The following is a 23,599-nucleotide window of genomic DNA, read 5'->3' on the forward strand; positions in this document are numbered from 1 at the left end:
CGCCGATGCTCGACTTCCTCGAACTGGAGGAGACGGTCGGCCGCGCCTGGCACAGGATGGTTGGCGGCACCGCGAGCTATCCGGTTCACGACGATCACGCCGTCGCACTGACCGAGGTGAGGGGCCGGCTCGCGGTGATGTTCCGTGCGCTCGGCGGCGAGACCGGGGTGCAGATCGCAAGCGCAGGCGCGCGAAAATCGGGGCATCGTCTCGGCTGGCGGCAGCGTATCGGCCTCGGCGACGAGCGGCTCGAGCAGCCGGGCCGTGACGCCGCGACCATCTTTCTTCCCGATCGCATCTCGATTTTTCCCGACAGCGCGTTGAACGCGGCGCTCTATCGCTGGCTTGCGGCGTGGTTCGCGGCCGCGCCGATTGAAACGATCACCGAAGCCGATCCGCTGCGGCGGGATCTTCTGGTGTTGCGCCGGGCCAGCGAGACGGCGGTCTGGGTGCTCACGCAATTTCCCGGGCTTGTCGCCGATTATGCGCAGCTCGCGGCGGCAACTGCCGAGGCCCGGCCGCGTCGCCCCCTGCCGCGCATCGAGCAGGAGGTCGAGCAGATCGTGCTGGCTCTGCTCGGAACCGGCAAGGCGCCCGCGGGCAGACTGTGGCCGGCGATGATGGGGACGGGCCCGCTGCCGGACAAGGCGCCGCCGGGCTATCATTCGATCCTGCCGTGCCCGCTTTGGGGGGATTGCTGGACGCGCGAGCTCTCGCCCGCGCATGCCGGCGAGGATGAATGCGCACCGGGCGCGGAAGCGGCGGCCGAGAACGATCGCAAGCGCTTTGCCGTCCGCGAGCGCGAGGACAATGCCAACCGCCGCGATCCCTTCGTGCTCAATCGCTTCGAGAAGATCCTCGCGATGGCCGAGATGGTCAATGTCGACCGTCCGGCCGATGACAGCGAGGACGAGGATGCGCAGAAGGCCGCCGACGATCTCGAGGAGATCACGCTCAGCCGCCGCACCGGCAAGCCGGCGAGCCGGTTCAAGTTCGATCTCGACCTGCCGCCGGAAGCGCTCGACGCCTCGAAGCTGAATGCGGACCTCACTTATCCCGAATGGGACTACCGCAGCGGCTCCTATCTGCCCGATCATTGCCGCGTGCTCGCAGCTGCGGCCTCCGAGCAGGGCGAGAGCTGGATGCCTGACGACGCCACGCGCCGGCATATCCGCCAGGTGCGCCGCCGCTTCGAGGTGCTGCGGCCGCGCCACGAGCTGATGCGCGCCCAGGCCGACGGCCACGACCTCGATCTCGACGCGCTCGTGCGCGCGCAGTGCGACCTGCGCGCCGGCAGCGGCGGCAGCGGTCTCGATCGCATCCATGTCGCCATGCGCCCGCAAGGACACGATCTTGCCGTCACGCTGCTCGTCGACGTCTCGCTGTCCACGGACGCCTGGGTCGACGGCTACCGCGTGCTCGACGTCGAGAAGGAGGCGCTGCTGGTGCTTGCCCACGGGCTTTCGGCCTGCGGCGATCACCACAGCATCCTGACCTTCACCTCGCGCCGGCGGTCCTGGGTGCGGCTCGAAACCGTGAAGGCCTTCGGCGAGCCGATGAGCGGGACGGTGGAACGCCGGATCGGCGCGCTGAAGCCCGGCTATTACACGCGGATCGGCACGGCCGTGCGCCATGCCGCGGCCGAGCTCGCCCGCCAGCCGCAGCGCAAGAAGCTGCTGATTGTGCTCACCGACGGCAAGCCGAACGACGTCGACCATTACGAAGGGCGCTTTGCGGTCGAGGACACTCGCAAGTCGGTGCAGGAGGCACGCCGGCTCGGCATCGCCGCCTTCGGCGTGACGGTGGACGCAACCGCGCAATCCTACTTCCCGACCCTGTTCGGCCGTGGCGGCTACGCGATCGTCGGCAACATCAAGCGGCTGCCCGCGGCGCTGCCGGCGATCTACCGGCAGGTCGCGCATTAAGCGGGGAAAAGCCGCGTCGTTCCGCTCCCGCGTGAGCTATTGCTCATATGTTGAGTATATGATCGTATAGCCGGATGGACCCCGGCCGGCCAAGACCCGATCTGATCATCTTCGATTGCGATGGCGTGCTCGTCGACAGTGAGCTGCTGAGCTGCCGGTGCCTGTCCGAGGTGCTGGCCGAGTTCGACATCGCGCTCAGCCCGCAGCAGGCGCTCGAACTCTTTCTCGGGCGCAGCACCAGGGCGATCGAGCAGCATTATCGTGATCTCGGGCAGACCGTGCCGGACGGCTTTCTGCCGCGCCTGAAGTCGCAAGTGCTGTCGACATTCGCAGCATCGCTGCAGCCGATCCCCGGCATTGCCGGCGTGATCTCCGAGCTCCCCGTGCCGTTTTGCGTGGCATCGTCCAGCGACCTCGATCGCGTTGCGCTCTCCCTCGATGTCACCGGCCTGCGGGCGCATTTCGGCGACCGGCTCTACACCGCGCAAATGGTCAGGCACGGCAAGCCGGCGCCGGATCTCTTTCTCCTCGCGGCGGAGAAGATGGCGGTGCAACCTGCGCGCACGCTGGTGATCGAAGACAGCGTCAGCGGCGTTGCGGCGGGCAAGGCGGCCGGCATGACCGTCTGGGGATTTGTCGGCGGCAGCCATTACCGCGGCCGCGACGGGCGGGCTATATTGTCCGGCGCGGGGGCCGACCGGGTCTTCGCGCGCATGAGCGATTTCTGGGAGGCGTGAGGCCCGCATGGCCGCCGAGAACGACAGATCGCGACTCGACGATGCCGCGCGTGCCGGCTGGCTCTATTTCATCGCCGGTCACACCCAGGACGAGATCGCAAAGATGCTCCAGGTCTCGCGCGCCTCGGCGCAGCGGCTGGTCTCGTTGTGCCTCGCCGAGCGCCTCATCACCTTTCGGCTGGAGCATCCCATCGCCGCCTGCATGGAACTCGCAGCGCGCCTAAGGGAGCGTTTCGACCTTGCCCATTGTGAGGTGGTGCCGGCCGATCCGGCGGCGCCGCAGGCCACCGCAGGCATCGCGGAGCGCTGCGCCAATCTGCTCGACGCGACGCTGCGGTCGGAGACGCCCGTGATCGTCGCGCTCGGCACCGGCCGTGCCGTGCGCGCCGCGGTCGAGCGCGTCACGCCGATCGACCGGCCCAATCACCAGATCGTCTCGCTGGTCGGCAACATCTCCGCCGACGGTTCGGCGAGCTTTTACGACACCGTCGGCCGGCTCGCGGACCGCACGGGCGCGCGGCACTATCCGATGCCGCTGCCGTTCCTGATGTCGTCCGAGGACGAGCGCAACAAGATGGTCCGCATCGAGCCGATCGCCAAGGTGAAGGCGGTGGCGGCCAAGGCGGATTTGCGCCTCGTCGGCATCGGCCAGATGGACCAGAAGGCGCAGGTTCACATCGACGGCTTCGTCACCCGCGACGAGTTGTTCGAGATGATGCGGCTGGGCGCCATCGGCGAGATCACCGGCTGGGCCTACGATTCCAAGGGGCGCCTGCTCAAGGCCGGGACCAACAAGCGCCTCACCAGCATTCCGCCGGAAGTGCCGGCGAAGACCACGACGATCGGTGCCGCGGTCGGCGCAGCCAAGGTGCCGGCCATCGCGGCGGCGCTGAACGGCGGCCTGGTCAACGGGCTCATCACCGACGAGACGACGGCGCGGGCGATCCTGGAGCGGTAGGCGAAGTTAGCGCGGCAGTCGCGCTGCGCTCCCTCTCCCCGCAAGCAGGAGAGGGTGGAGCAAGCCGCGCGTCCGCCCGAGCCACTGCCGCCGCTCCGCGCTGTCACTCTCATCCCTGTCGCACCGCAGCACTCATAAGTTGCGCAAATGCGTGTGCGCCTGCTTGACAACCGTCGCCCTCTCGGTTGAACATACGCCCAACGCGTGGGCATATGCTCAAAACGCGAGTTGAGGGGAGGTCACCGTGAAACACGTCCTGGGCGCCGTCTGCGGCGCGTCTGCACTTTTGCTGGCCGTCCCCGCGATGGCCGAAACCACCCTGACGATCGCCACCGTCAACAATGGCGACATGATCCGCATGCAGGGGCTGACGGCCGAATTCACCAAGAAAAACCCCGACATCGCAGTGAAATGGGTGACGCTCGAGGAGAACGTGCTGCGCCAGCGCGTCACCACCGACATCGCCACCAAGGGCGGTCAGTTCGACGTGCTGACCATCGGCACCTATGAGGTGCCGATCTGGGCCAAGAAGGGCTGGCTGGTGCCGCTGGCCAATTTAGGGGCCGATTACGACGTTGCCGACCTCCTGCCCAAGATCAAGGACGCGGTCTCAGTCGACGGCAAGCTCTACGCCGCGCCGTTCTATGGCGAGAGCTCGATGGTGATGTATCGCACCGACCTGTTCGAGAAGGCCGGCCTGAAGATGCCGGAAAAGCCGACCTGGGATTTCGTGGTGGATGCCGCCAAGAAGCTCACCGACAAGACCGCCGGCACCTACGGCATTTGCCTCCGCGGCAAGGCCGGCTGGGGCGAGAACATGGCGTTCCTCTCGGCCATGGCCAATTCCTACGGCGCGCGCTGGTTCGACGAGAAGTGGCAGCCGCAGTTCAACACGCCGGAATGGAAGGCGACGCTGACGACCTATGTCAATCTGATGAAGGAAGCCGGTCCTCCCGGTGCGAGCTCCAACGGCTTCAACGAGAATCTGGCGCTGTTCAACGCCGGCAAGTGCGCGATGTGGATCGACGCCACGGTGGCGGCATCCTTCGTCACCAACCCGAAGGATTCCAAGGTCGCCGACAAGGTCGGTTTCGCGCTGGCGCCCAACACCGGCCTCGGCAAGAACGCCAACTGGCTGTGGGCCTGGAACCTCGCGATCCCCGCCGGCTCCAAGAAGACGGAAGCTGCCGAGAAGTTCATCGCCTGGGCAACCAGCAAGGACTACACCAAGCTCGTCGCATCGAAGGAAGGCTGGGCCAACGTGCCGCCGGGCACGCGCACCTCGCTCTACCAGAACCCCGATTATCTGAAGGTCGCCCCGTTCGCGAAGCTGACGCTGGCCTCGATCGACGCGGCCGATCCGAACAAGCCGACGGTGAAGCCGGTGCCTTACGTCGGGGTGCAATACGCCGCCATTCCCGAATTCCAGGGCATCGGCACCCAGGTCGGCCAGCAGTTCTCGGCTGCGCTTGCGGGCTCGATGACGGTCGATGCCGCGCTGACCGCGGCGCAATCGGCGACCGAGCGCGAGATGAAGCGCGCCGGCTACATCAAGTGAACCCGGGCTCGACCTCCTGAGCTCAACTTGCGGCCATCCGCCCATCCCCGGATGGATGGCCGCCTTCTTCCCGAGGTTTCATTTTGACGCGTTTTCTTCCCGCGAACCCGTCGCACCTTCGCTCGAAAACGCTCTGAAGGAGAAGTCAGGGATGGCAACCCGGCAGACGCAGTTCCTTGCGCGCTCGCTCCTGACGCCTGCGGTCGGGCTGCTCATTCATCTGGATGATCGTCCCGCTGGCGCTGACGATCTACTTCTCGACGCTGCATTACAGCCTGCTCGATCCCGGCTCCGAGTCGTTCGTGGGCCTGGAGAACTTCCGCTACTTCCTCACCGATCCCGCCTTCCTGGCCTCGCTTCAGAACACGTTGGTGCTGGTCGGCTCGGTGCTGGCCCTGACGATCATGCTCGGCATCCCGCTCGCGCTGCTGATGGACCAGCCGGTGATCGGGCGCAATTTCGTGCGGCTGATGGTGATCGCGCCGTTCTTCGTGATGCCGACGGTCAGCGCGCTGGTCTGGAAGAATCTGTTGATGCATCCGGTGTCCGGCCTGTTCGCCTGGCTCGTCTCGCTGTTCGGATTGACGCCGGTCGACTGGTTCAACGACGTGCCGCTCTTTGCGGTGATCCTGATCGTGACGTGGCAATGGCTGCCGTTCGCGACGCTGATCCTGCTCACCGCGCTGCAATCGCTCGACGAAGAGCAGAAGGAGGCTGCCGAGATGGACGGCGCCAGCGCGGTCTCGACCTTCATCTACATCACGCTGCCGCATCTGGCGCGCCCCATCACGGTGGTGATCCTGATCGAGACCATTTTCCTGCTCACGGTCTTCGCAGAGATCTATGTCACCACGGGTGGCGGCCCTGGCCTGTCCACCACCAACATCGCCTTCCTGATCTATTCGCAGGCGCTGATTCAATACGATGTCGGCACGGCCTCGGCGGGCGGCCTCGTCGCGGTCGCGATCGCGAACATCGTCGCCTTCTTCCTGGTCCGCATCGTCGGCCGCAATCTGGAGGCGTGAGATCATGGCACGGAGGGCGACGACGCAGCAGGTGGTGGTCTCGACGATCGGGGCCTGGTTCTTCGGCTTCCTGATCTTCTTCCCGATCCTCTGGATGGTACTGGCGAGCTTCAAGACCGAGCTGGAAGCCTTTGCCATCCCGCCGTCCTTCCTGTTCTTCCACTGGACCACCGAGAATTACGCGACGGTGCAGGAGCGCAGCGACTATCTTCATCACGCGATGAACTCGATCATCATCGCCGGCGGCTCGACGCTCATCGCTCTCTTGATTGCCGTTCCCGCGGCCTGGTCGATGGCGTTCTCGCCGACCAAGCGCACCAAGGATATTCTGCTCTGGATGCTCTCGACCAAGATGATGCCGCCGGTCGGCGTGCTGGTGCCGATCTACCTGATCTACAAGTCCTTCGGTCTTTTGGATTCTCGCATCGGCCTCGTCTTCATCCTGTGCCTCGGAAACCTGCCGATCGTCATCTGGATGCTCTTCACCTATTTCAAGGAGATCCCGCGCGACATTCTTGAAGCTGCGCGCATGGACGGTGCCACCATCGGCCGTGAGCTGGTCTATGTGCTGACGCCGATGGCGATCCCGGGGCTGGCGTCCACGATGCTGTTGAACCTGATCCTCGCCTGGAACGAGGCGTTCTGGACGCTCAATTTGTCGACCTCGAATGCGGCGCCGCTCACCACCTTCATTGCCTCCTATTCCAGCCCGGAAGGGCTGTTCTGGGCAAAGCTGTCGGCTGCCTCGACGCTGGCGATCGCGCCCATTCTCGTCCTCGGTTGGTTCAGCCAGAAGCAGCTCGTGCGCGGGCTCACCTTTGGCGCGGTGAAGTAGAGGGGCTGCGGGATCATGGGTCAGATCACACTTCAAGGCGTGCAGAAATCGTTCGGCCCCGTGCACATCATCAAGGGCGCTGACTTGGACATCGCCGACGGTTCCTTCGTGGTGTTCGTCGGTCCGTCCGGCTGCGGCAAGACCACCTTGCTGCGGCTGATCGCCGGGCTCGAGGACGTCACCGGCGGCAACATCCTGATCGACGGCAGGAACGTGGTGGACACGCCGCCCGCCAAGCGCGGACTGTCGATGGTGTTTCAGTCCTACGCGCTCTATCCGCATATGAGCGTGCGCGGCAATATCGGCTTCGGCCTGAAGATGGCGGGGCTGGCGAAAGACGAGATCAACCGCAAGGTCGAGGCCGCCGCCGCGACGCTGAATCTCACGCCCTATCTCGATCGCAAGCCGCGCGAGCTTTCCGGTGGCCAGCGCCAGCGCGTTGCGATCGGCCGGGCCATCGTGCGCGAGCCCAAGGCGTTCCTGTTCGACGAGCCGCTGTCCAACCTCGATGCCGCGTTGCGCGTGCAGATGCGCATCGAGGTGACGCGGCTGCAGAAGCAGCTCGGCACCACCGCGATCTACGTCACCCACGACCAGGTCGAGGCCATGACGATGGCCGATAAGATTGTCGTGCTCAACGGCGGCAAGATCGAGCAGTACGGCTCGCCCCTGGAGCTCTACGAGCGGCCCGCCAATCTTTTCGTCGCCGGCTTCATCGGCTCACCCAAGATGAATTTCGTCACCGGCGAGCTCGCCCAGCAGCAGGGGGCGGCGACCATCGGCGTGCGGCCGGAGCATCTCAAGATCGAGCGCGACGGAGCGGACGGCTGGCAGGGCACGATCGCGGTCGCCGAGCATCTCGGCAGCGACACCTTTCTCTATGTCGATGCCGGCGCGCTCGGCATGCTGACGGCGCGCTATATCGGGGAATTGAGCCTGCACGCTGGCGACCGGGTCTCACTGGTGCCGGACCCCGCCCGCATTCACCGCTTCGATACGAGCGGCAACGCGCTTCGGAACTGACAAGAAACGGAAAGACGACCATGTACCTGGAAAAATTCAAGCTGAACGGCAAGACCGCGTTCATCACCGGCGGCGGGCAGGGCATCGGCCTTGGCTGCGCGGAAGCGCTGGCTGAAGCCGGCGCCAAGGTGATCATCGGCGACCGCGACAGCAAGATCGCCGACAGCGCCAAGGCCAGCCTGAAGGCGAAGGGCTTTGACATCGAGACCGCGATCATGGACGTGACCGACACCAAGCGCGTGGCGGAGGTCGCCAACGACCTCGTCGCCCGCCACGGCAAGGTCGACATTCTCGTCAACAATGCCGGCATTGCCCGCAGCGAAACTCCGGCCGAAACCGTCACCGACGAGCACTGGCTCAACGTCATCGACGTCAATCTCAACGGCACCTTCTGGTGCTGCCGCGAATTCGGCAAGCATATGCTGAAGGCGAAGAGTGGCGCCATCGTCAATGTCGGCTCGATGTCCGGCTTCATTGTCAACAAGCCGCAGGAGCAATGCTTCTACAACGCCTCCAAGGCTGCGGTTCATCACCTGACCAAATCGCTGGCCGCCGAATGGGGCGCGCGCGGCATCCGCGTCAATGCGGTGGCGCCGACCTATATCGAAACGCCGCTCAACGCCTTCGTGAAGAGCAACGCCAAGATGTACGACGCCTGGATCGGTGGAACTCCGATGGCGCGGATGGGGCAGGTCGAGGAGATCGCCTCCGTCGTGCTGTTCCTCTCCTCGGAGGCCGCGAGCCTGATGACCGGCAGCATCGTGCTGGTGGATGGCGGCTACACTTGCTGGTAGGCTCACCGTCAAAACTGACGGAATGCGACCGGGAGCGACAATGCCGCGAGCGTATATCGGCGTCGACGTGGGGACCACCAGCACGCGGGCCGGGGTGTTTGACGAGTCTGGAACGCTGCTTGCAACCGCCCGGCATCCAATCCGGATCTGGCACGAGCCCGGCGACGTTGTCGAGCAGTCCTCGCAGGACATCTGGGAAGCCTGCGTCAGATCGGTGCGGGCCGCGATGGCCGAAGCGTCGATCGCGCCCGACAGCATCGGCGGCATCGGCTTTGACGCCACGTGTTCGCTGGTCGTCCTCGATAGACAGGGCGAGCCGCTCACCGTCAGCGCATCCGGCGAGGCCGAGCGCAATGTCATCGTCTGGATGGATCATCGTGCCGTTGCCGAGGCGCGGCTGATCAACGAGACCGAGGACGCCGTGCTGCGCTATGTCGGCGGCTCGATCTCGCCAGAAATGGAAATGCCGAAGCTGCTATGGATGAAGCGGCACCTTCGTGGGAGCTTCGACGCCGCCGGCCACTTCTTCGATCTCGCGGATTATCTGACCTGGCGCGCGACCGGCTCGCTGCAGCGCTCGACCTGCACCGTGACCTGCAAGTGGAACTATCTCGCCCATGACGGCGGGGGCTGGAGCGCGCAATTCTTCAAGCGCATCGGCCTGTCGGACTTCGTCACCGAGAAATACGCCCGCATCGGCACCGAGATCGTCGCCCCCGGCACGCGGCTTGGCGCCGGACTCACCCGCACGGCCGCGGCCGAACTCGACCTGCCAGCGGGCATACCGGTCGGCGCCTCGCTGATCGACGCCCATGCCGGCGGCATCGGCGCGATCGGCGGCCGCGACGGCGCGGGCGGGGCCAGCGATGCCTGCGACCGGCTCGCCTATATCATGGGAACGTCGGCCTGCATCATGGCGACGACGAAAGAACCGTGTTTCGTGCCGGGGGTGTGGGGACCTTATTACTCCGGCATGGTCCCGGACTTCTGGCTCAACGAGGGCGGTCAGTCTGCCGCGGGTGCGGCGATCGACCATCTCCTCAAGTCGCATCCCGGCCATGCCGAGGCCAGCGCCGCGGCGCGCGGCGAGGGTCTCGACCTCATCGACTTCCTCGAGCGCCGCATCATCGCGCGTACCGGCAGCGCCAGCCATGCTGCGCTGCTTGCCCGCGATATCCATGTGCTTCCCGAGTTCATCGGCAACCGCTCGCCCTACGCCGATCCCGATACGCGCGCGGTGATCGCGGGCCTCGATCTCGATACCGACATCGCCTCGATGGAGCGGCTGTTCGTCGCCGGCCTGTGCGGGCTCGCCTATGGCCTCGCCGAAGTGATCGAAGCCTTTGCTGCGCATGGCGTGCGCTCCAGCATCATGATCATGGGCGGCGGCGCCAGCCGCAGTCCGCTGGTACGGCAGATCATGGCCGACACGACGGGGCTCACCGTCGCGCTGCCGCAGACGAAGGAGCCGGTGCTGCTCGGTGCTGCGATGCTGGGGGCGGTGGCCGGCGGAGCCTACGCCTCGATCGGCGAAACCATGGCCAGGATGTCGGCGCTGGGCCGCAAGAGCGAGCCGACCGCGCCTGACATGGCGGCGTTTCACAGGCGCAAGCGCGCGGTCTACAAGCTGTTGCGCGAGGTCGACCGCGGCAGCCGCGCGGCGATGGGCGACATCGCGAGAGGTTGAAAGACATGCTGATTGCCTGCGGCGACGCGCTGATCGATTTCGTGCCGACGCGAAACGCCGAGGGGCGCGAGGCGGTGATGCCGGCGGTCGGTGGTTCCTGCCTCAACGTCGCGATCGGGATGGCGCGGCTGGGCGCGCCGGCCGGCTTCGTCGGCGGCATCTCGACAGACTTGTTCGGGCGGATGATCGCAGATCATGCCGCGGCTTCTCACGTCGGTCTCAATCTTGCGACCCGCAGCGATCATCAGACCACGCTCGCTTTCGTCCGCATCGTCGCGGGCGAGTCGCATTACGCCTTCTATGATGCCGAGACCGCGACACGAAACTGGACCTATCGGCGTGGGTCCATTCCGTTCGACGCGGTCGAGGCCGTCCATGTCGGCTCAACCACGCTTGTCAACGACCGGAGCGCAGCCGAGACCGAAGCGCTGATCGCGGATGCGCGCACGTCCTCGACGATCTCGTTCGATCCGAACTGCCGGCCCAATCTTGTCAAGGACAAGCCGGCCTATCTCGCGCGCATCGGCGAATTTGCGGGGAGGGCCGATCTCATCAAGATGTCGGACGTCGACTTCGCCTATCTCCATGGCGACGAGCCTTATCCGCAGCGCGCGCGCATGCTGCTCGGGCAGTGCACCAGTCTCGTCGTCATCACCCGCGGCAATCATGGCGCGATCGCGTGGCACGCGGGGGCAGGGCAGATCGAGGTCGCCGCGCCCAAGGTCGAGGTTGCCGACACGATCGGCGCGGGCGACAGCTTTCAGGCGGCGCTGCTCTTTGCCCTGCACAAGCAAGGACGCATTGCCCGGCAAGCATTGAAGGACATCAGTGCCGACGAGCTCCGTCGCGCCCTGTCCTTTGCCGCCAATTGCGCCGGCCTCACCTGCACGCGCCCGGGCGCCGATCCGCCCTGGAGCCATGAGATCAATTGGCGCTGGTAGCCCGACTCACATCCGCGCGACGGCCTTCTCGGCGCATTTGAGAAACCTGGAGATCAGCGGGCTCTGGGAATCCCGTCGCCAGCACACCGCGATGTCGATGGAATCGCCGGCATCGCGCAGCGGCCTGAACACGATGCCGCTTGGCGCGCCGAGCTTGGCGCAGGCCGGCACGATCGCAAAACCCTCGCCGGCGAGCACCAGGCTCAGCGCCGAATGCACCGTCTCCACCCGGCTCGCAATCGGCATCACGATCTGATGCCGGCGCAGCAGGGCCGCGACCGCGGAGGAGGCGGGATCCTGCTCCGGCGGCGGCAATGCGATCAGCGGGCGGCCCTGCAACCGTTCAATCGGCACGGTGCCGAGACGCGCCAGCGGCGAGCGGATCGGCATGGCCAGCATGAAGGGCTGGGCACCGATCCGAGCCACCTGGATCTCGGGATGGTTGATGGCCGGCATGCACAGCGCAACCGTGACGCTGCGATCGAGCAGCCGGGCCTCGCGCGTCGATGCGCTGAGCTCGGCAAACTCGAGGTCGACACCGGGCACCGAGCGCCGCAGCTCGGGGATCAGCCGCGGCAGCATCGCATTCGCCAGCACGAACATGTAGCCGACCGAGAGCCGCCCGCGCTTGCCAGCGGCGACCGCGCGCGCGGCTTCGGCGCCGTCGGCGGCCAGCGCCAGCGCCTCGCTCGCCCGCGACAGCAGCGCCTGGCCTGCCTCGGTCAGGTCCATGCCGCGGGTGCCCCGGCGGAACAGCGGCGCGCCGATCTCGGCCTCGAGCTTGCGGATCTGCACCGAGAGCGGCGGCTGTGCCATCCGCAGCCGCTCGGCGGCCTTGCCGATGCTGCGCGCCTCGGCGACGGCGACGAAATAGCGGAGCCGGCGAAGATCCATTGGCATACCGAAAACGTATGGGTTGGCGACCAAAATCGTATTGGACGGCCAGTTAACAAAACTGTCATTCTCGCTGTCAATGCTTTGGCCAACGAGGGCCAGCTTCGGAGCGTGGTGTGACGATGAACGGCGATCCCTGTCTCCTGTCTGCAACCGAGCTGCGCGGCCTCATCGCCGCCAAACGCATTTCTCCGGTCGAGATCACCCGCGCCGTGCTCGCCCGCGCCGAGGCGCTGCAGGGCAAATTGAACTGCTTCATCACGATCTGCGGCGACGAGGCGATGGCGCAGGCCCGCGCGGCCGAGCGCAAGGTGATGTCCGGCGAAGAGCTCGGCCTGCTGCACGGCATCCCCGTCACGGTCAAGGACATCGTCAACACCAGGGGCGTCAAGACCACCTTCGGCGCCGTTCCCTACAAGGACAATGTGCCGGCCGAGGACGCCGTGGCGGTGGCGCGACTGCGCCGCGAAGGTGCGATCTTGATCGGCAAGACCACGACGCCGGAATTCGGCAGCAAGTGCCTGACGGATTCGCCGCTGTTCGGCCGGACCCGCAACGCGTGGGACGCCTGCCGCTCCTCCGGCGGCTCCAGCGGCGGCGCGGCGGTGGCGGTCGCCAGCGGCATCGCGCCGCTTGCGATTGCGACCGATGGCGGCGGCTCGACGCGGATTCCCGCCGCCTGCAATGGCGTGGTGGGTTTGAAGCAGAGCAACGGAGTGATCCCGCACAGCCAGGCGCTGGATGTTTTCGGCAACCAGACCTATGTCACGCCGACCACCCGCACCGTTGCCGACACCGCATTGATGATGCAGGCGATGGCCGGAGAGGATGCCTGCGATCCCTGGTCGATCGGCGTGCCCGTGCCTGACTTCATCGGCACGAGCGCGGCGGGCGGTGACCTGCGCGGGCTCAGGATCATGTGCTGCCTGACGCCGCCGGGCCGTCCAGTGTCCGCTGAGGTCGCCGCCAATTTCAGGGCGAGCCTCGATCGGCTGGCGGGGTTAGGGGCGGAGCTCGAGGAATTCTCCGGCGAGGATTTCGACATCGAGCCGATCTGGCGTGCCATCAACCACACGGTCTGGCGCACGCGCTTCGCCAAGCTCGCCGCCGAGCACAAGGACGAGCTGAGCGAGGCCTTCCTCAAGCAGCTCGCGCTCGCGACCGAGGTCAGCGGCGTCGACTACCAGGAGGCGATGTTCGCGCGCACCGCGCTGTTCCGCCGTGTGCAATCTCTGCTTGCGCGCGGGCATCTGCTGGCGATGCCCACCCTGACGCGGACCGCACTTCCGATCAGCCAGGACCTGTTCGGCAGCATCGAAATCGATGGCCGGCATTTCGACAGCGTCCGGCCACACTGGTTCCCCTGGACCATGCCGTTCAACATGACCGGCCATCCCGCGATCAGCCTGCTCTCAGGCTTTGCCCGCGACGGCTTGCCGATCGGCCTTCAACTGGTCGGCCGCTTCCGGGCCGACGCGGAATTGCTGCGCGTGAGCGCGCTGTTCGAGGCCTCGAGCGGCCTTCTGTCGCGCTGGCCGGAGTGACGACATGCCCACGCAGCAAAAGGGCCGTTGTCAAAGGACTTGCCTCCGGCGGCCGGACATGTTGATCGTGCCGCAAGTGAGCTTCGAGCCCGAGCGCGCATGAGCGTATTTGTCCTCCGACGTCTGGTGACCTTGCTGGCGACGCTGGTCGGCGCCTCGCTGATCATCTTCCTGGTGCTCGACGCGCTTCCCGGCAATGCAGCGCAGATGCTGATGGGCGCGGATGCCTCGCCGGATGCGGTGCGCGCGCTCACCGTCAAGCTCGGGCTCGACCAGCCCCTGGCGGTTCGCTATCTGCAGTGGATTAAGGGCCTCTTCGTCGGCGATCTCGGCAACTCCTATGTCTACGGCACGCCGGTTGCGAGCCTGATCGCGGAGCGGCTGCTGCTGACCGTTCCGCTCGCCATCATGGCCATGACGATCACGGTGACGCTGGCGCTCTCGGCCGGCATCTACACCGCCGCCAACCACAACAAGCTCGGCGACGTCGGCGTGATGTCGTTGACGCAAATCGGCATCGCGTTGCCGAATTTCTGGTTTGCGATCCTGCTGGTCCTCTTGTTCTCGGTGCGGCTGCAATGGCTCTCGGCGGGCGGCTTTGCCGGCTGGGCGGACGGCATCTGGCTCGGTATCAAGTCGCTGCTGCTCCCCGCCGTCTCGCTCGCGGTGGTGCAGGCCGCGATCCTCGCGCGGGTCACGCGTTCCGCCGTGCTGGAAGTGCTGCGGGAGGATTTCGTTCGGACTGCGCGCGCCAAAGGGCTCGGCAAGCGCGAGGTGCTGTGGAGCCACGTGCTGCGCAACGCCATGATCCCCGTGATGACGGTGATGGGGTTGCAATTCGCCAATCTGCTGGCCGGCACCATCGTGATCGAGAACGTGTTCTACCTGCCGGGCCTCGGCCGCCTGATCTTCCAGTCGATCGCCAACCGCGACCTGATCGTGGTGCGCAACTGCGTGATGCTGCTCGCGACCATGGTCGTCATCGTCAATTTTGTGGTCGACGTGCTCTATGCCTTCATCGACCCCCGCATCAAGGTTCACGACCTGTGAGCGAGCCCCTGATCATCGATGCGCCGCTCGCGACGCGCCCGCTGCCGGCGCGCACGTTCTGGCGGCGTGCGCTGCGCCATCGCAGCTTCGTGCTCGGCGGCGCGCTGAGCCTTCTGGTGCTTCTCTCCGCGTTGCTGTCGCTGGTGTGGACGCCGTGGTCACCTTACGAGATTGACATCGCCTCGAAGCTGCGGCCGCCGTCGGCAGCGCATTGGCTCGGCACCGATTCCTTCGGCCGCGACATCGTCTCGCTGCTGCTCGCCGGCGCCCGCTCCACCATCATGGTCGGGATCATCGCCGTCAGCATCGGTCTCACCTTCGGCGTCACGCTCGGCCTGATCGCTTCGGCGCGGCGCGGCTGGACCGAAGAGGTCATCATGCGGTTCTCCGATTTCACCTTCGCCTTTCCGGCCGTTCTGTCCGCGATCATGCTCGCCGCGGTGGTGGGGCCGGGCATGGTCACCTCGATCGTCGCGATCGGCATCTTCCAGATCCCGACGTTGACCCGGCTGACGCGCGGCTCGGCCAACGCGATCTGGGCACGCGAATTCGTGCTGGCCGCGCGTGCGGCGGGCAAGGGGAAATTCCGCATCACCGTCGAGCACGTGCTGCCGAACATCCTGTCGATCCTGATCGTGCAGGTCACCATTCAGTTCGCGCTCGCCATTCTCGCCGAAGCGGCGCTGTCCTATCTCGGCCTCGGCACGCAGCCGCCGCAACCGTCCTGGGGGCGGATGCTGAACGATGCACAGACGCTGCTGTTCCAGTCGCCGATGCTCGCGGTCTATCCGGGCGCTGCCATCGCAATCGCGGTGCTCGGCCTCAATCTGCTCGGCGACGGCTTGCGCGATCTGCTTGATCCCAGACTGGCGCGGGAGCGATGACGATGGTTGAGCGCTCCGATATGCCGCTGATCGAGGTCAACAATCTCGGCGTCCGCCTCAACACCAGCCGCGGGCCGGCGCAGGCCGTGCGCGGCGTCAGTTTCTCGCTCAAGCGCGGCGAGACGCTCGGGCTGGTCGGCGAGTCCGGTTGCGGCAAGTCGGTCACCGCGATGTCGCTGATGGGTTTGTTGCCTGATAGCGCCGTGGTCTCGGGCAGCATCAGGCTCGACGGCAACGAGCTCGCCGGGCTGCCGGATGCGGATTATTGCCGCCTGCGCGGCAACCGCATCAGCATGATCTTCCAGGAGCCGATGACCGCGCTCAATCCGATGCACACGATCGGGCATCAGGTTGCCGAGCCGCTGCGACGTCACAAGAAGCATTCGGCGGCACAGGCACGCCAGGAAGCCATTGCCTTGCTCGATCGCGTCGGATTGCCCGATCCGGCGAGGCGGGTCGATGCCTATCCGCATCAGTTTTCCGGCGGCCAGCGTCAGCGCATCACCATCGCGATGGCGCTCGCCTGCGAGCCGGATCTCTTGATCGCGGACGAGCCGACCACCGCGCTCGACGTCACCATCCAGGGCCAGATCCTCGACCTCATTGCCGACCTCGTCGAGGAACGCGGCATGTCGATGATCCTGATCTCGCACGATCTCGGCGTCATCGCCGAGAACGTGCAGCGCATGATGGTGATGTATGGCGGCACCGTCGTCGAGAGCGGACCGACCGACGAAGTCTTCCGCCGCATGGGCCATCCCTACACGCAGGGCCTGTTCCGCGCCCGGCCGAAGCTCGGCGCGCGCAAGGGGACGCGGCTGATGACGATCTCGGGCACTGTGCCGGAGCTGGCTGATCTGCCGGCTGGGTGCACCTTCTCCGCGCGATGTCCGCTGGTGATCGATGCGTGCCGCGCCGCGCTGCCGCCGATGGTGGAGGTCGGGCCTCGCCATGGCGTGCGCTGCGTCCGAACGGACGTCTCGATGGCAGAACGTGTTGGAGCGCTGACCGCATGACCGCCGCACCGCTTCTCGACGTGAGGGATCTCGAACAGCGCTACGCGCTGCCGCGGGAGAGCCTGTTTCGTCCGCCGGGGCAGGTGCGTGCGCTCAATGGCGTGAGCATGCAGGTTGCCGCGGGCAAGAGCCTCGGCGTCGTCGGCGAATCCGGGTCGGGCAAGTCGACCTTCGCGCGGCTGGTGATGGCGCTGGAGCGGCCGACGTCGGGGCAGGTCGCGCTGCTCGGGCGCGATCTCAACCGCATTCCCGCGGATGAGCTGCGCCGCGCCCGGCGCGATTTCCAGATGGTGTTCCAGGATCCCTACGGCTCGCTCGACCCGCGCCAGACCATCGCGCGCATCGTGGCCGAGCCCTTGACCGTGCTGGAAGGCGCCGATCGCACCACCTTCCGCGACCGCGTCGCCGCCGTGCTGCGCCAGGTCGGCTTGCGCGATGCGGACATGGAGAAATATCCGCACGAATTCTCCGGCGGCCAGCGCCAGCGCATCGCCATTGCGCGCGCGCTGATCACCCAGCCCAAGCTGATCGTCGCAGACGAGCCGGTCTCCGCACTCGACGTCTCGGTGCAGGCCCAGGTGCTGAACCTGATGCAGGATCTGCAGGAGCAGTTCGGCCTGAGCTATATCCTGATCAGCCATGACCTCGCCGTCGTCGACTATCTCTGCGACGAGGTCGCGGTGATGTATCTCGGCCGCATCGTCGAGCAGGGCCGCCCCGAAGATCTGTTCGAGCATTGCGCCCATCCCTATACGCGGGCGCTGCTGGAGGCCGTGCCGCGGGCGCGTGCCGTCGGCGGCCGGCGGCGGCGCGGCGGCCAGGCGATCGCCTCGCAATCGGCGGCGACCGCCGGATGCCCCTATGTCGCGCGCTGCCCGCTCGCCGAGCAGCATTGCCGAGAAGCCTTGCCTGCGTTACGCAAGGTCGGCGAGGGGCACCTTGCCGCCTGCCACAGGGCGGAGGCCGTGATGGCGTTGCCGCGGACGGCCATGGAAGGTTAGCGTCCCGAGCAGGATTGGCGTAGGCTTAAGACAAAAGCAGGCCGGGGAGTTACGCATGTTCAGGAAACTATCGATCGTCGCCTTTGCCGCCGCGTTGCTGGCAGCGCCCTTGCCGGTGCTGGCGCAAAGCAAGAAGGACAGCGTCGTCATGGCGATGGCGCTGGAGCCGCCGGGGCTCGATCCGACCAACGCCGCGGCTGCCGCGATCGCCGAGGTGACGCTCTACAACATCTACGAGACCCTGACCAAGATCAACGAGGACGGTTCCACCTCGCCGCTGCTGGCCGAGAGCTGGACCACATCGCCCGACCTGAAGACCTATACGTTCAAGCTGCGCAAGGGCGTCAAATTCCACAATGGCGAGCCGTTCAATTCCGCCGCGGTGAAGTTCTCGTTCGAGCGCAACGCCGCGCCAAACAGCACCAACAAGGACAAGAGCCTGTACCAGGCTTTCGAGAAGGTCGAGACGCCCGACGCCGACACGGTCGTGATCACGGTGAAATATTCCGAGCCGAACCTGCCGTTTCTGCTCGGGCAGGCGGGCGGCTCGATCGTCGAGCCGAAGAGCGCGGCGACCAACGTCACGCAGCCGGTCGGGACCGGACCTTATCAGCTAGGGGCCTGGGCCAAGGGGTCCTCGATCACGCTGACCAAATGGGCAGACTATCGCAATGCCTCGGCCATCAAGCTTTCCAAGGTGACGATCCGCTTCATCTCCGATCCGGCGGCGCAGGTCGCGGCGCTGCTCTCGGGCGACGTCGATGCGTTCCCGCGCGTCGCCGCGGCGCGTGCCCTGGCGCAGTTCAAGGCCGATCCGCGCTTCACCGTTCTGGTCGGCGGCTCCAGGGCCAAGACCATCGTCGCGATCAACCACCGCAAGAAGCCGCTCGACGACGTCCGCGTGCGCCGCGCCATCCTCGCTGCGATCGACCGCAAGGCGATGATCGACGGCGCCGTCGACGGTTTCGGTACGCCGATCGGCAGCTTCTACGTGCCTGGTGCGCTCGGCTTTGTCGACACCACTGGCGTCAACCCCTATGACCCCGAGAAGGCCAAGAAGCTGCTCGCTGAAGCCGGCGTCACCACGCCGCTGGAACTGTCGCTCAAGCTGCCGCCGCCGTCCTATGCGCGGCAGGGCGGCGAGATCGCCGCGGCCCAGCTCGCCAAGGTCGGCATCATCGCCAAGATCGAGAACGTCGAATGGGCGCAATGGCTGTCGCAGGTGTTCGCCGGCAACGGGCCGCACAATTTCGACCTCACCATCGTCAGCCACGTCGAGCCGTTCGACCTCGTCAAGATCACCGAGCCTGACTACTATCTCGGCTACAACAACGAGAAGTTCAACGCGCTCTACAAGCAGATCGTGTCGACGCCGGAGGAGGCCGCCCGCGCCAAGCTGCTCGGCGACGCCCAGCGCATGCTGGCCACCGACGCCGTCTCCGCCTATCTCTACCAGCCGCAGCTGATCACCATCACGGCCAAAAAGCTGAAGGGCGTCTGGAAGGACGTCCCGCAATACGAGAACGATTTCTCGACCTGGTCCTGGGAGTAGGGAACGCCCGATCAAGCCGACCCTGTCGCTTCAATTCTGGCCTCTCCCCATCGGGAGGGGCCAATCTTTTTGGCGTGTCCAAACAAGAATCTGAAAAACAACCCCATGCACAGTAGCCGGGCGTAGTCATTTCAATGGCTTGCGTCTTGCGCATTCAATGCTCGAGGCGATGCGCCGGGGCATTGATCCGTCGGGCAAAACACCGGCAATCCAGCATCGGCGCGTCGGCCGTCGCCGTGCAGCGGGAACGCAGCGCGGTTCCCTGCGCCAATCAAACTCTCTCCCGAATTCCTGCAAATCTCTGCCATCTACCAAAGGTAGATTCGCTCCCGGTGAAGCGTGGTCAACAACGCGTCTTGCAAAAGAAAAGCATTCTGCAGGCGTCCGGCCCGCTTCCGACAATGAAATGGGAGTTAGGCCATGCAGCATCTGCCGAACGACAGCTACGACGTCACGCTTGACCAATTTGGCCAAATCGCGACGGTCTACGGAGATCCCGGCTTTCCGGCATCCACCGACGTCGTGGGCGGCAACGACACCGTGACGGCCACCGTCGCCGCGCTCAATGCCAAAATCACGATCTTCGGCGACGACCACACGATGTTGCTTGGTCATTCCCAAGGCGGAAACGACACGTTGATCGCCGACATCGACGGCGGCTGGGACACCGCCGTCGTAGTGGGTGATAGCCAGTCGATGATCGACGACGCCAAGGGCGGCAATGACACCATCGTCGCGGATGCCGGCGGCACGGTCTACACCACGGTTTCGGTCTTTGGCGACGTCGCGGGGGATATGTCAGGCAACGCGCAGGGCGGCCATGACGACATGACCGGCTCGATCGGGTGGCGTGGTGGCGAGAACCAGTTCGCCGGCGATGCCGGCGGTTCCATGATCGACACTTCGCACGGCGGCAACGACACGATCGATGTGAGCGTGCTCACCACCGACGGAGGGGCGACCATCAGCGGCGACGCCATCGGTGCCCTGCGAGGTCTCGCACAAGGCGGCAACGACAATTTGACCGTGACGCTGAACGGCGACAGCGCCATATCCGGCGGACGGTTGTCGGGCGATTCGTCGACGTCCCTGATGGATCTTGCCCAGGGGGGCGACGATGTCCTCAACGTCAAGATCGACGGCCAGTATGCGGATGCGATCTCGTTCGTGTATGGCGACGCGCCAATCATGTCGGGTCATTCTCATGGCGGCAACGATATCCTCAACGGCGGCGCCGGCCGGGACTTCATGTATGGGGATGCGTGGAGCTATGAGTCCGCATCGCCCGGGTCGATCACCGGCGGCATGGATACGCTGAACGGCGGAGCTGGCGACGATCAGCTGTGGGGCGGTGGAAACAGCGACCTTTTCGCCTTCGACACGGGCTCGGGCAACGACACCGTCAACGACTTCAACCAGGGCAACAAGGTCGTCGGCAGCACCGCAGCGGAACACGACCTGATCGACGTGCAGGACTACGGCTTCGCAGACTGGACGGCGCTGTCGAAACTGATCAGCGACAATACCGCCGGCGATGCCGTGATCCATCTTTCCGCCAGCGCATCGATCACGCTGGACGGGGTTCACGCGGCGGACTTGCATCCAGCCGACTTCATCATCTGAGGGAGCAGAGCAAGGGCGGCATCACGATCGCGACCGCGCCATGACGAGTTTCGCTGCACGACGCAGCGAAACTCGTCGCTATCAAACTCTGTCCCGAATTCCAGCAAACCTCCGCCATCCAACAAAACTAGATTCGTCTCCGCGAAGCGTGTCACCGCACGTCGCAAAGAAATTCCAGCGACGTCAGGCCCGCTTCCGACAATGAAATGGGAGTTACGCCATGCAGCATCTGCCGAACGACACCATCGACGTCCTGCTCGACCAGTTTGGTCAAATCGAAACCGTCTACGGCGATCCGAACTTTCCGACCACCACGGACGCTTGGGGCGGCAACGACACCGTGACGGCAACCGTCACCCAGCCCGAAGCCGATGTCACGATCTTCGGCGACGACAATACGACGTTGCATGGCCAGTCCCACGGCGGCAACGACACTCTGACTGTTAATCTGAACTACGGCTGGAACTCGTTCCTCGTGGTCGGCGATGCCCAGGCGATGACCGACGACGCCGAGGGCGGCAACGATACGATCGATGTCCAGGCCAGGGGGCTGTACACCGACGTCCATGTTTTCGGCGATGTTGCCGGCGACATGTCGGGCAACTCCCAGGGCGGCAGTGACACCATCACGGGGGCGGTGGGCTGGCGAAGCTACGACCATCTGTATGCCGGCGATGCCGGTGGTTCCATGAGTGGCACGGCCAAGGGCGGCAATGACACGATCGACATCGACGTGGACACTCTGCAGGGCTTTGCGACGGCCAGTGGCGATGCCATCGGCTCCATCGGCGGCGATGCGCATGGCGGTAACGACAACATCACCTTCAGTTTCGGCACTGACGTCGCCATGACAGGCGGATTTGGCTACGGAGATTCGGTGACCTCGCTGACCGACAATGCCAAAGGGGGCGATGACATTCTCACACTTGCGTTCGATGGCATCGACACCGTCCAGTTTGCGCACCCGGAGCTCTTCGGCGATGCACGGACCATGTCCGGCAATGCCCAAGGCGGTAACGATATTCTCACCGGCGGGGGGACCAACGATCACCTCTATGGAGATGCCGCGAGCTATGCCCCTGCAACGCCGGGCTCGATCACCGGCGGCAGGGATATCCTCAACGGCGGCGCCGGCGATGATCAGCTTTCGGGCGGAGGAAACAGCGATACCTTCGTCTTCAACACCGGCTCCGGCAACGACCTGATCACCGATTTCGATCAAGGCAACAAGGCGCTCGGCAGTACCGTGACCGAGCACGATCTGATCAACGTGCAGAACTACGGGTTTGCGGACTGGACGGCGCTGTCGAAACTGATCAGCGACAACGACGCCGGCGATGCCGTGATTCATCTGTCGGCAAGCGATAACATCACGCTCGACGGCGTCCAGGCAGCGAACCTGCATGCGGCCGACTTCCTGATCTGAGCGAGTTGCTTCGGGCGCAACGACCTCGCCCCGCCGACAGCGGGGCGAGAGGTGGGTTCCGCCTTCGACGCCCGACAGGACCACCGCCTTCCCGCCTGGACGTGCCCCGCAGCCGCCAGGCGGAGCGGGTGTGCTCCACTGGTTCTGCGTTAACCATCATCGACGGTTTCAACCTGAACGCAGTCGCTTCGAAGTTTCTTAAATTTTGCCGGGTTACCACTTCGGGCATGGTGACCTGGGGACGGATATGAGCAAGCGGGCCAAGCGCAGGAAAGCGGAAACGCTCGCAATACCCATGGCCGCGAGGGTTGCAATCGGCGCCATGGCCGTCGCCGCATTGGGGTACGGCTTGCTCTCTCGCCCGGCGAGCGTGGCACCGGCACGGAAACCATCCGCACCCCAGGCCCAGGCCTCGTCAACTCCGGTTTACGTGGCACCTCCGGTTCATGCCTCGGCGCCGCCTCCGGCTCCAGTGCCGGCCCCGGCCCCGGCGCCCCTGGTCGAACCACCGAAAGCCGCTGAGGGTCCCGGCGCTCTTGTCCGCCAAGTGGTTGACTATGCCAGCCGCCAGGCGCCTGGCACCGTAATCATCGATACCAAAAACACGTTCCTCTATTTCGTCCTGAGCGACACGCAGGCATTGCGCTACGGCATCGGTGTCGGCCGCGAGGGTTTCACATGGTCCGGTGAACAGACCGTGGCTCGCAAAGCGGAATGGCCGGATTGGCATCCGCCCGCAGAGATGATTGGGCGTCAGCCTTATCTGCCGCGGTTCATGGCGGGCGGTCCCGGCAATCCGCTCGGCGCGCGCGCAATGTATCTGGGCGAGACCGAATATAGAATTCACGGCACCAACAAGCCCGATACGATCGGGAAGCGAGTTTCGTCTGGTTGTATCCGGCTGACCAATGAAGATGTCATGGACCTCTACGAGCGGGTGAAGGTCGGAGCGAAAGTGATCGTGCTTCCCGCGAGTGTTGCCCGTCGACCATCCCAGGGAACGCCGCCCGACGCCGCTTTCCGGTTGCCTGACCCTGCATCGCCGTCGAACCGGCCCTTGGCGGCCAACGCGCAGATGCTGTCATCCGGACCGAAGGTCGCCGAGGTCAAGTAATTCAGTCATCGG

Annotated in this window: 19 protein-coding genes and 1 pseudogene; 19 read left to right on the forward strand and 1 reads right to left on the reverse strand. The window is 65.4% G+C overall.

Annotated features, from left to right (window positions below; genetic code table 11):
* Positions 1-5: 5 nt before the first annotated feature.
* From ML401_RS12475 to ML401_RS12520, 10 genes and pseudogenes are all read left to right on the forward strand, one after another.
* Complete coding sequence (locus ML401_RS12475; protein ID WP_285812101.1) at positions 6-1,925, forward strand: nitric oxide reductase activation protein NorD; 1,920 nt, start codon at positions 6-8, stop codon at positions 1,923-1,925.
* Positions 1,926-1,999: 74 nt separating this feature from the next.
* Entirely contained in the window at positions 2,000-2,662 is a 663-nt protein-coding gene (locus ML401_RS12480; protein WP_285812102.1) for an HAD family hydrolase, read from the forward strand.
* 7 nt (positions 2,663-2,669) lie between these two features.
* Positions 2,670-3,620, forward strand: a complete 951-nt coding sequence (locus ML401_RS12485; protein WP_194407274.1) for a sugar-binding transcriptional regulator — start codon at positions 2,670-2,672, stop codon at positions 3,618-3,620.
* 304 nt (positions 3,621-3,924) lie between these two features.
* Positions 3,925-5,178: a sugar ABC transporter substrate-binding protein gene (locus ML401_RS12490; protein WP_285812667.1), complete on the forward strand. Its 1,254-nt coding sequence runs from the start codon at positions 3,925-3,927 to the stop codon at positions 5,176-5,178.
* 151 nt (positions 5,179-5,329) lie between these two features.
* A pseudogene (locus ML401_RS12495) lies at positions 5,330-6,203 on the forward strand (carbohydrate ABC transporter permease).
* 4 nt (positions 6,204-6,207) lie between these two features.
* Positions 6,208-7,038, forward strand: a complete 831-nt coding sequence (locus tag ML401_RS12500) for a carbohydrate ABC transporter permease (RefSeq protein WP_211417539.1) — start codon at positions 6,208-6,210, stop codon at positions 7,036-7,038.
* A gap of 15 nt (positions 7,039-7,053) precedes the next feature.
* Positions 7,054-8,061, forward strand: a complete 1,008-nt coding sequence (locus tag ML401_RS12505) for an ABC transporter ATP-binding protein (protein WP_285812103.1) — start codon at positions 7,054-7,056, stop codon at positions 8,059-8,061.
* Between the two features lie 20 nt (positions 8,062-8,081).
* Positions 8,082-8,855 (forward strand): SDR family NAD(P)-dependent oxidoreductase, encoded by a 774-nt coding sequence (locus ML401_RS12510; RefSeq protein ID WP_212067061.1) that lies wholly within the window; start codon positions 8,082-8,084, stop codon positions 8,853-8,855.
* A gap of 40 nt (positions 8,856-8,895) precedes the next feature.
* Positions 8,896-10,542, forward strand: a complete 1,647-nt coding sequence (locus ML401_RS12515) for an FGGY-family carbohydrate kinase (protein ID WP_285812104.1) — start codon at positions 8,896-8,898, stop codon at positions 10,540-10,542.
* Positions 10,543-10,547: 5 nt separating this feature from the next.
* Entirely contained in the window at positions 10,548-11,483 is a 936-nt protein-coding gene (locus tag ML401_RS12520) for a carbohydrate kinase (protein ID WP_285812105.1), read from the forward strand.
* A gap of 6 nt (positions 11,484-11,489) precedes the next feature.
* On the opposite strand, the gene ML401_RS12525 is transcribed toward ML401_RS12520, so the two are convergent.
* Positions 11,490-12,377, reverse strand: coding sequence for a LysR family transcriptional regulator (locus tag ML401_RS12525; protein WP_285812106.1), 888 nt, complete (start codon positions 12,375-12,377; stop codon positions 11,490-11,492).
* A 122-nt stretch (positions 12,378-12,499) separates the two neighbouring features.
* On the opposite strand from ML401_RS12525, the gene ML401_RS12530 reads away from it, so the two are divergent.
* The 9 genes from ML401_RS12530 to ML401_RS12570 all read left to right on the forward strand — a co-directional run bounded on the left by ML401_RS12530 (position 12,500) and on the right by ML401_RS12570 (position 23,587).
* The gene (locus ML401_RS12530) at positions 12,500-13,921 is read left to right on the forward strand and encodes an amidase (protein WP_285812668.1); all 1,422 of its coding nucleotides are present in this window, start codon (positions 12,500-12,502) and stop codon (positions 13,919-13,921) included.
* A 99-nt stretch (positions 13,922-14,020) separates the two neighbouring features.
* Positions 14,021-14,971: an ABC transporter permease gene (locus ML401_RS12535; protein WP_285812107.1), complete on the forward strand. Its 951-nt coding sequence runs from the start codon at positions 14,021-14,023 to the stop codon at positions 14,969-14,971.
* Positions 14,968-15,855, forward strand: a complete 888-nt coding sequence (locus tag ML401_RS12540; protein WP_194407283.1) for an ABC transporter permease — start codon at positions 14,968-14,970, stop codon at positions 15,853-15,855. Before ML401_RS12535 ends, ML401_RS12540 begins: the two co-directional genes overlap by 4 nt.
* Positions 15,856-15,857: 2 nt before the next feature.
* Positions 15,858-16,871: an ABC transporter ATP-binding protein gene (locus tag ML401_RS12545; RefSeq protein ID WP_285812109.1), complete on the forward strand. Its 1,014-nt coding sequence runs from the start codon at positions 15,858-15,860 to the stop codon at positions 16,869-16,871.
* The gene (locus tag ML401_RS12550; protein WP_212067043.1) at positions 16,868-17,872 is read left to right on the forward strand and encodes an ABC transporter ATP-binding protein; all 1,005 of its coding nucleotides are present in this window, start codon (positions 16,868-16,870) and stop codon (positions 17,870-17,872) included. Before ML401_RS12545 ends, ML401_RS12550 begins: the two co-directional genes overlap by 4 nt.
* A gap of 55 nt (positions 17,873-17,927) precedes the next feature.
* Complete coding sequence (locus tag ML401_RS12555; protein ID WP_285812111.1) at positions 17,928-19,424, forward strand: ABC transporter substrate-binding protein; 1,497 nt, start codon at positions 17,928-17,930, stop codon at positions 19,422-19,424.
* 420 nt (positions 19,425-19,844) lie between these two features.
* On the forward strand, positions 19,845-21,047 hold the full coding sequence (locus ML401_RS12560) for a calcium-binding protein (protein ID WP_285812112.1): 1,203 nt from the start codon (positions 19,845-19,847) through the stop codon (positions 21,045-21,047).
* Positions 21,048-21,267: 220 nt separating this feature from the next.
* Entirely contained in the window at positions 21,268-22,473 is a 1,206-nt protein-coding gene (locus ML401_RS12565) for a calcium-binding protein (RefSeq protein WP_285812113.1), read from the forward strand.
* Between the two features lie 247 nt (positions 22,474-22,720).
* A complete protein-coding gene (locus ML401_RS12570) occupies positions 22,721-23,587 on the forward strand; it encodes a L,D-transpeptidase (protein ID WP_285812114.1) in 867 nt (288 codons plus the stop codon).
* Positions 23,588-23,599: the final 12 nt, after the last annotated feature.

Source organism: Bradyrhizobium sp. 62B, assembly GCF_030272265.2.
Lineage (GTDB): Bacteria > Pseudomonadota > Alphaproteobacteria > Rhizobiales > Xanthobacteraceae > Bradyrhizobium.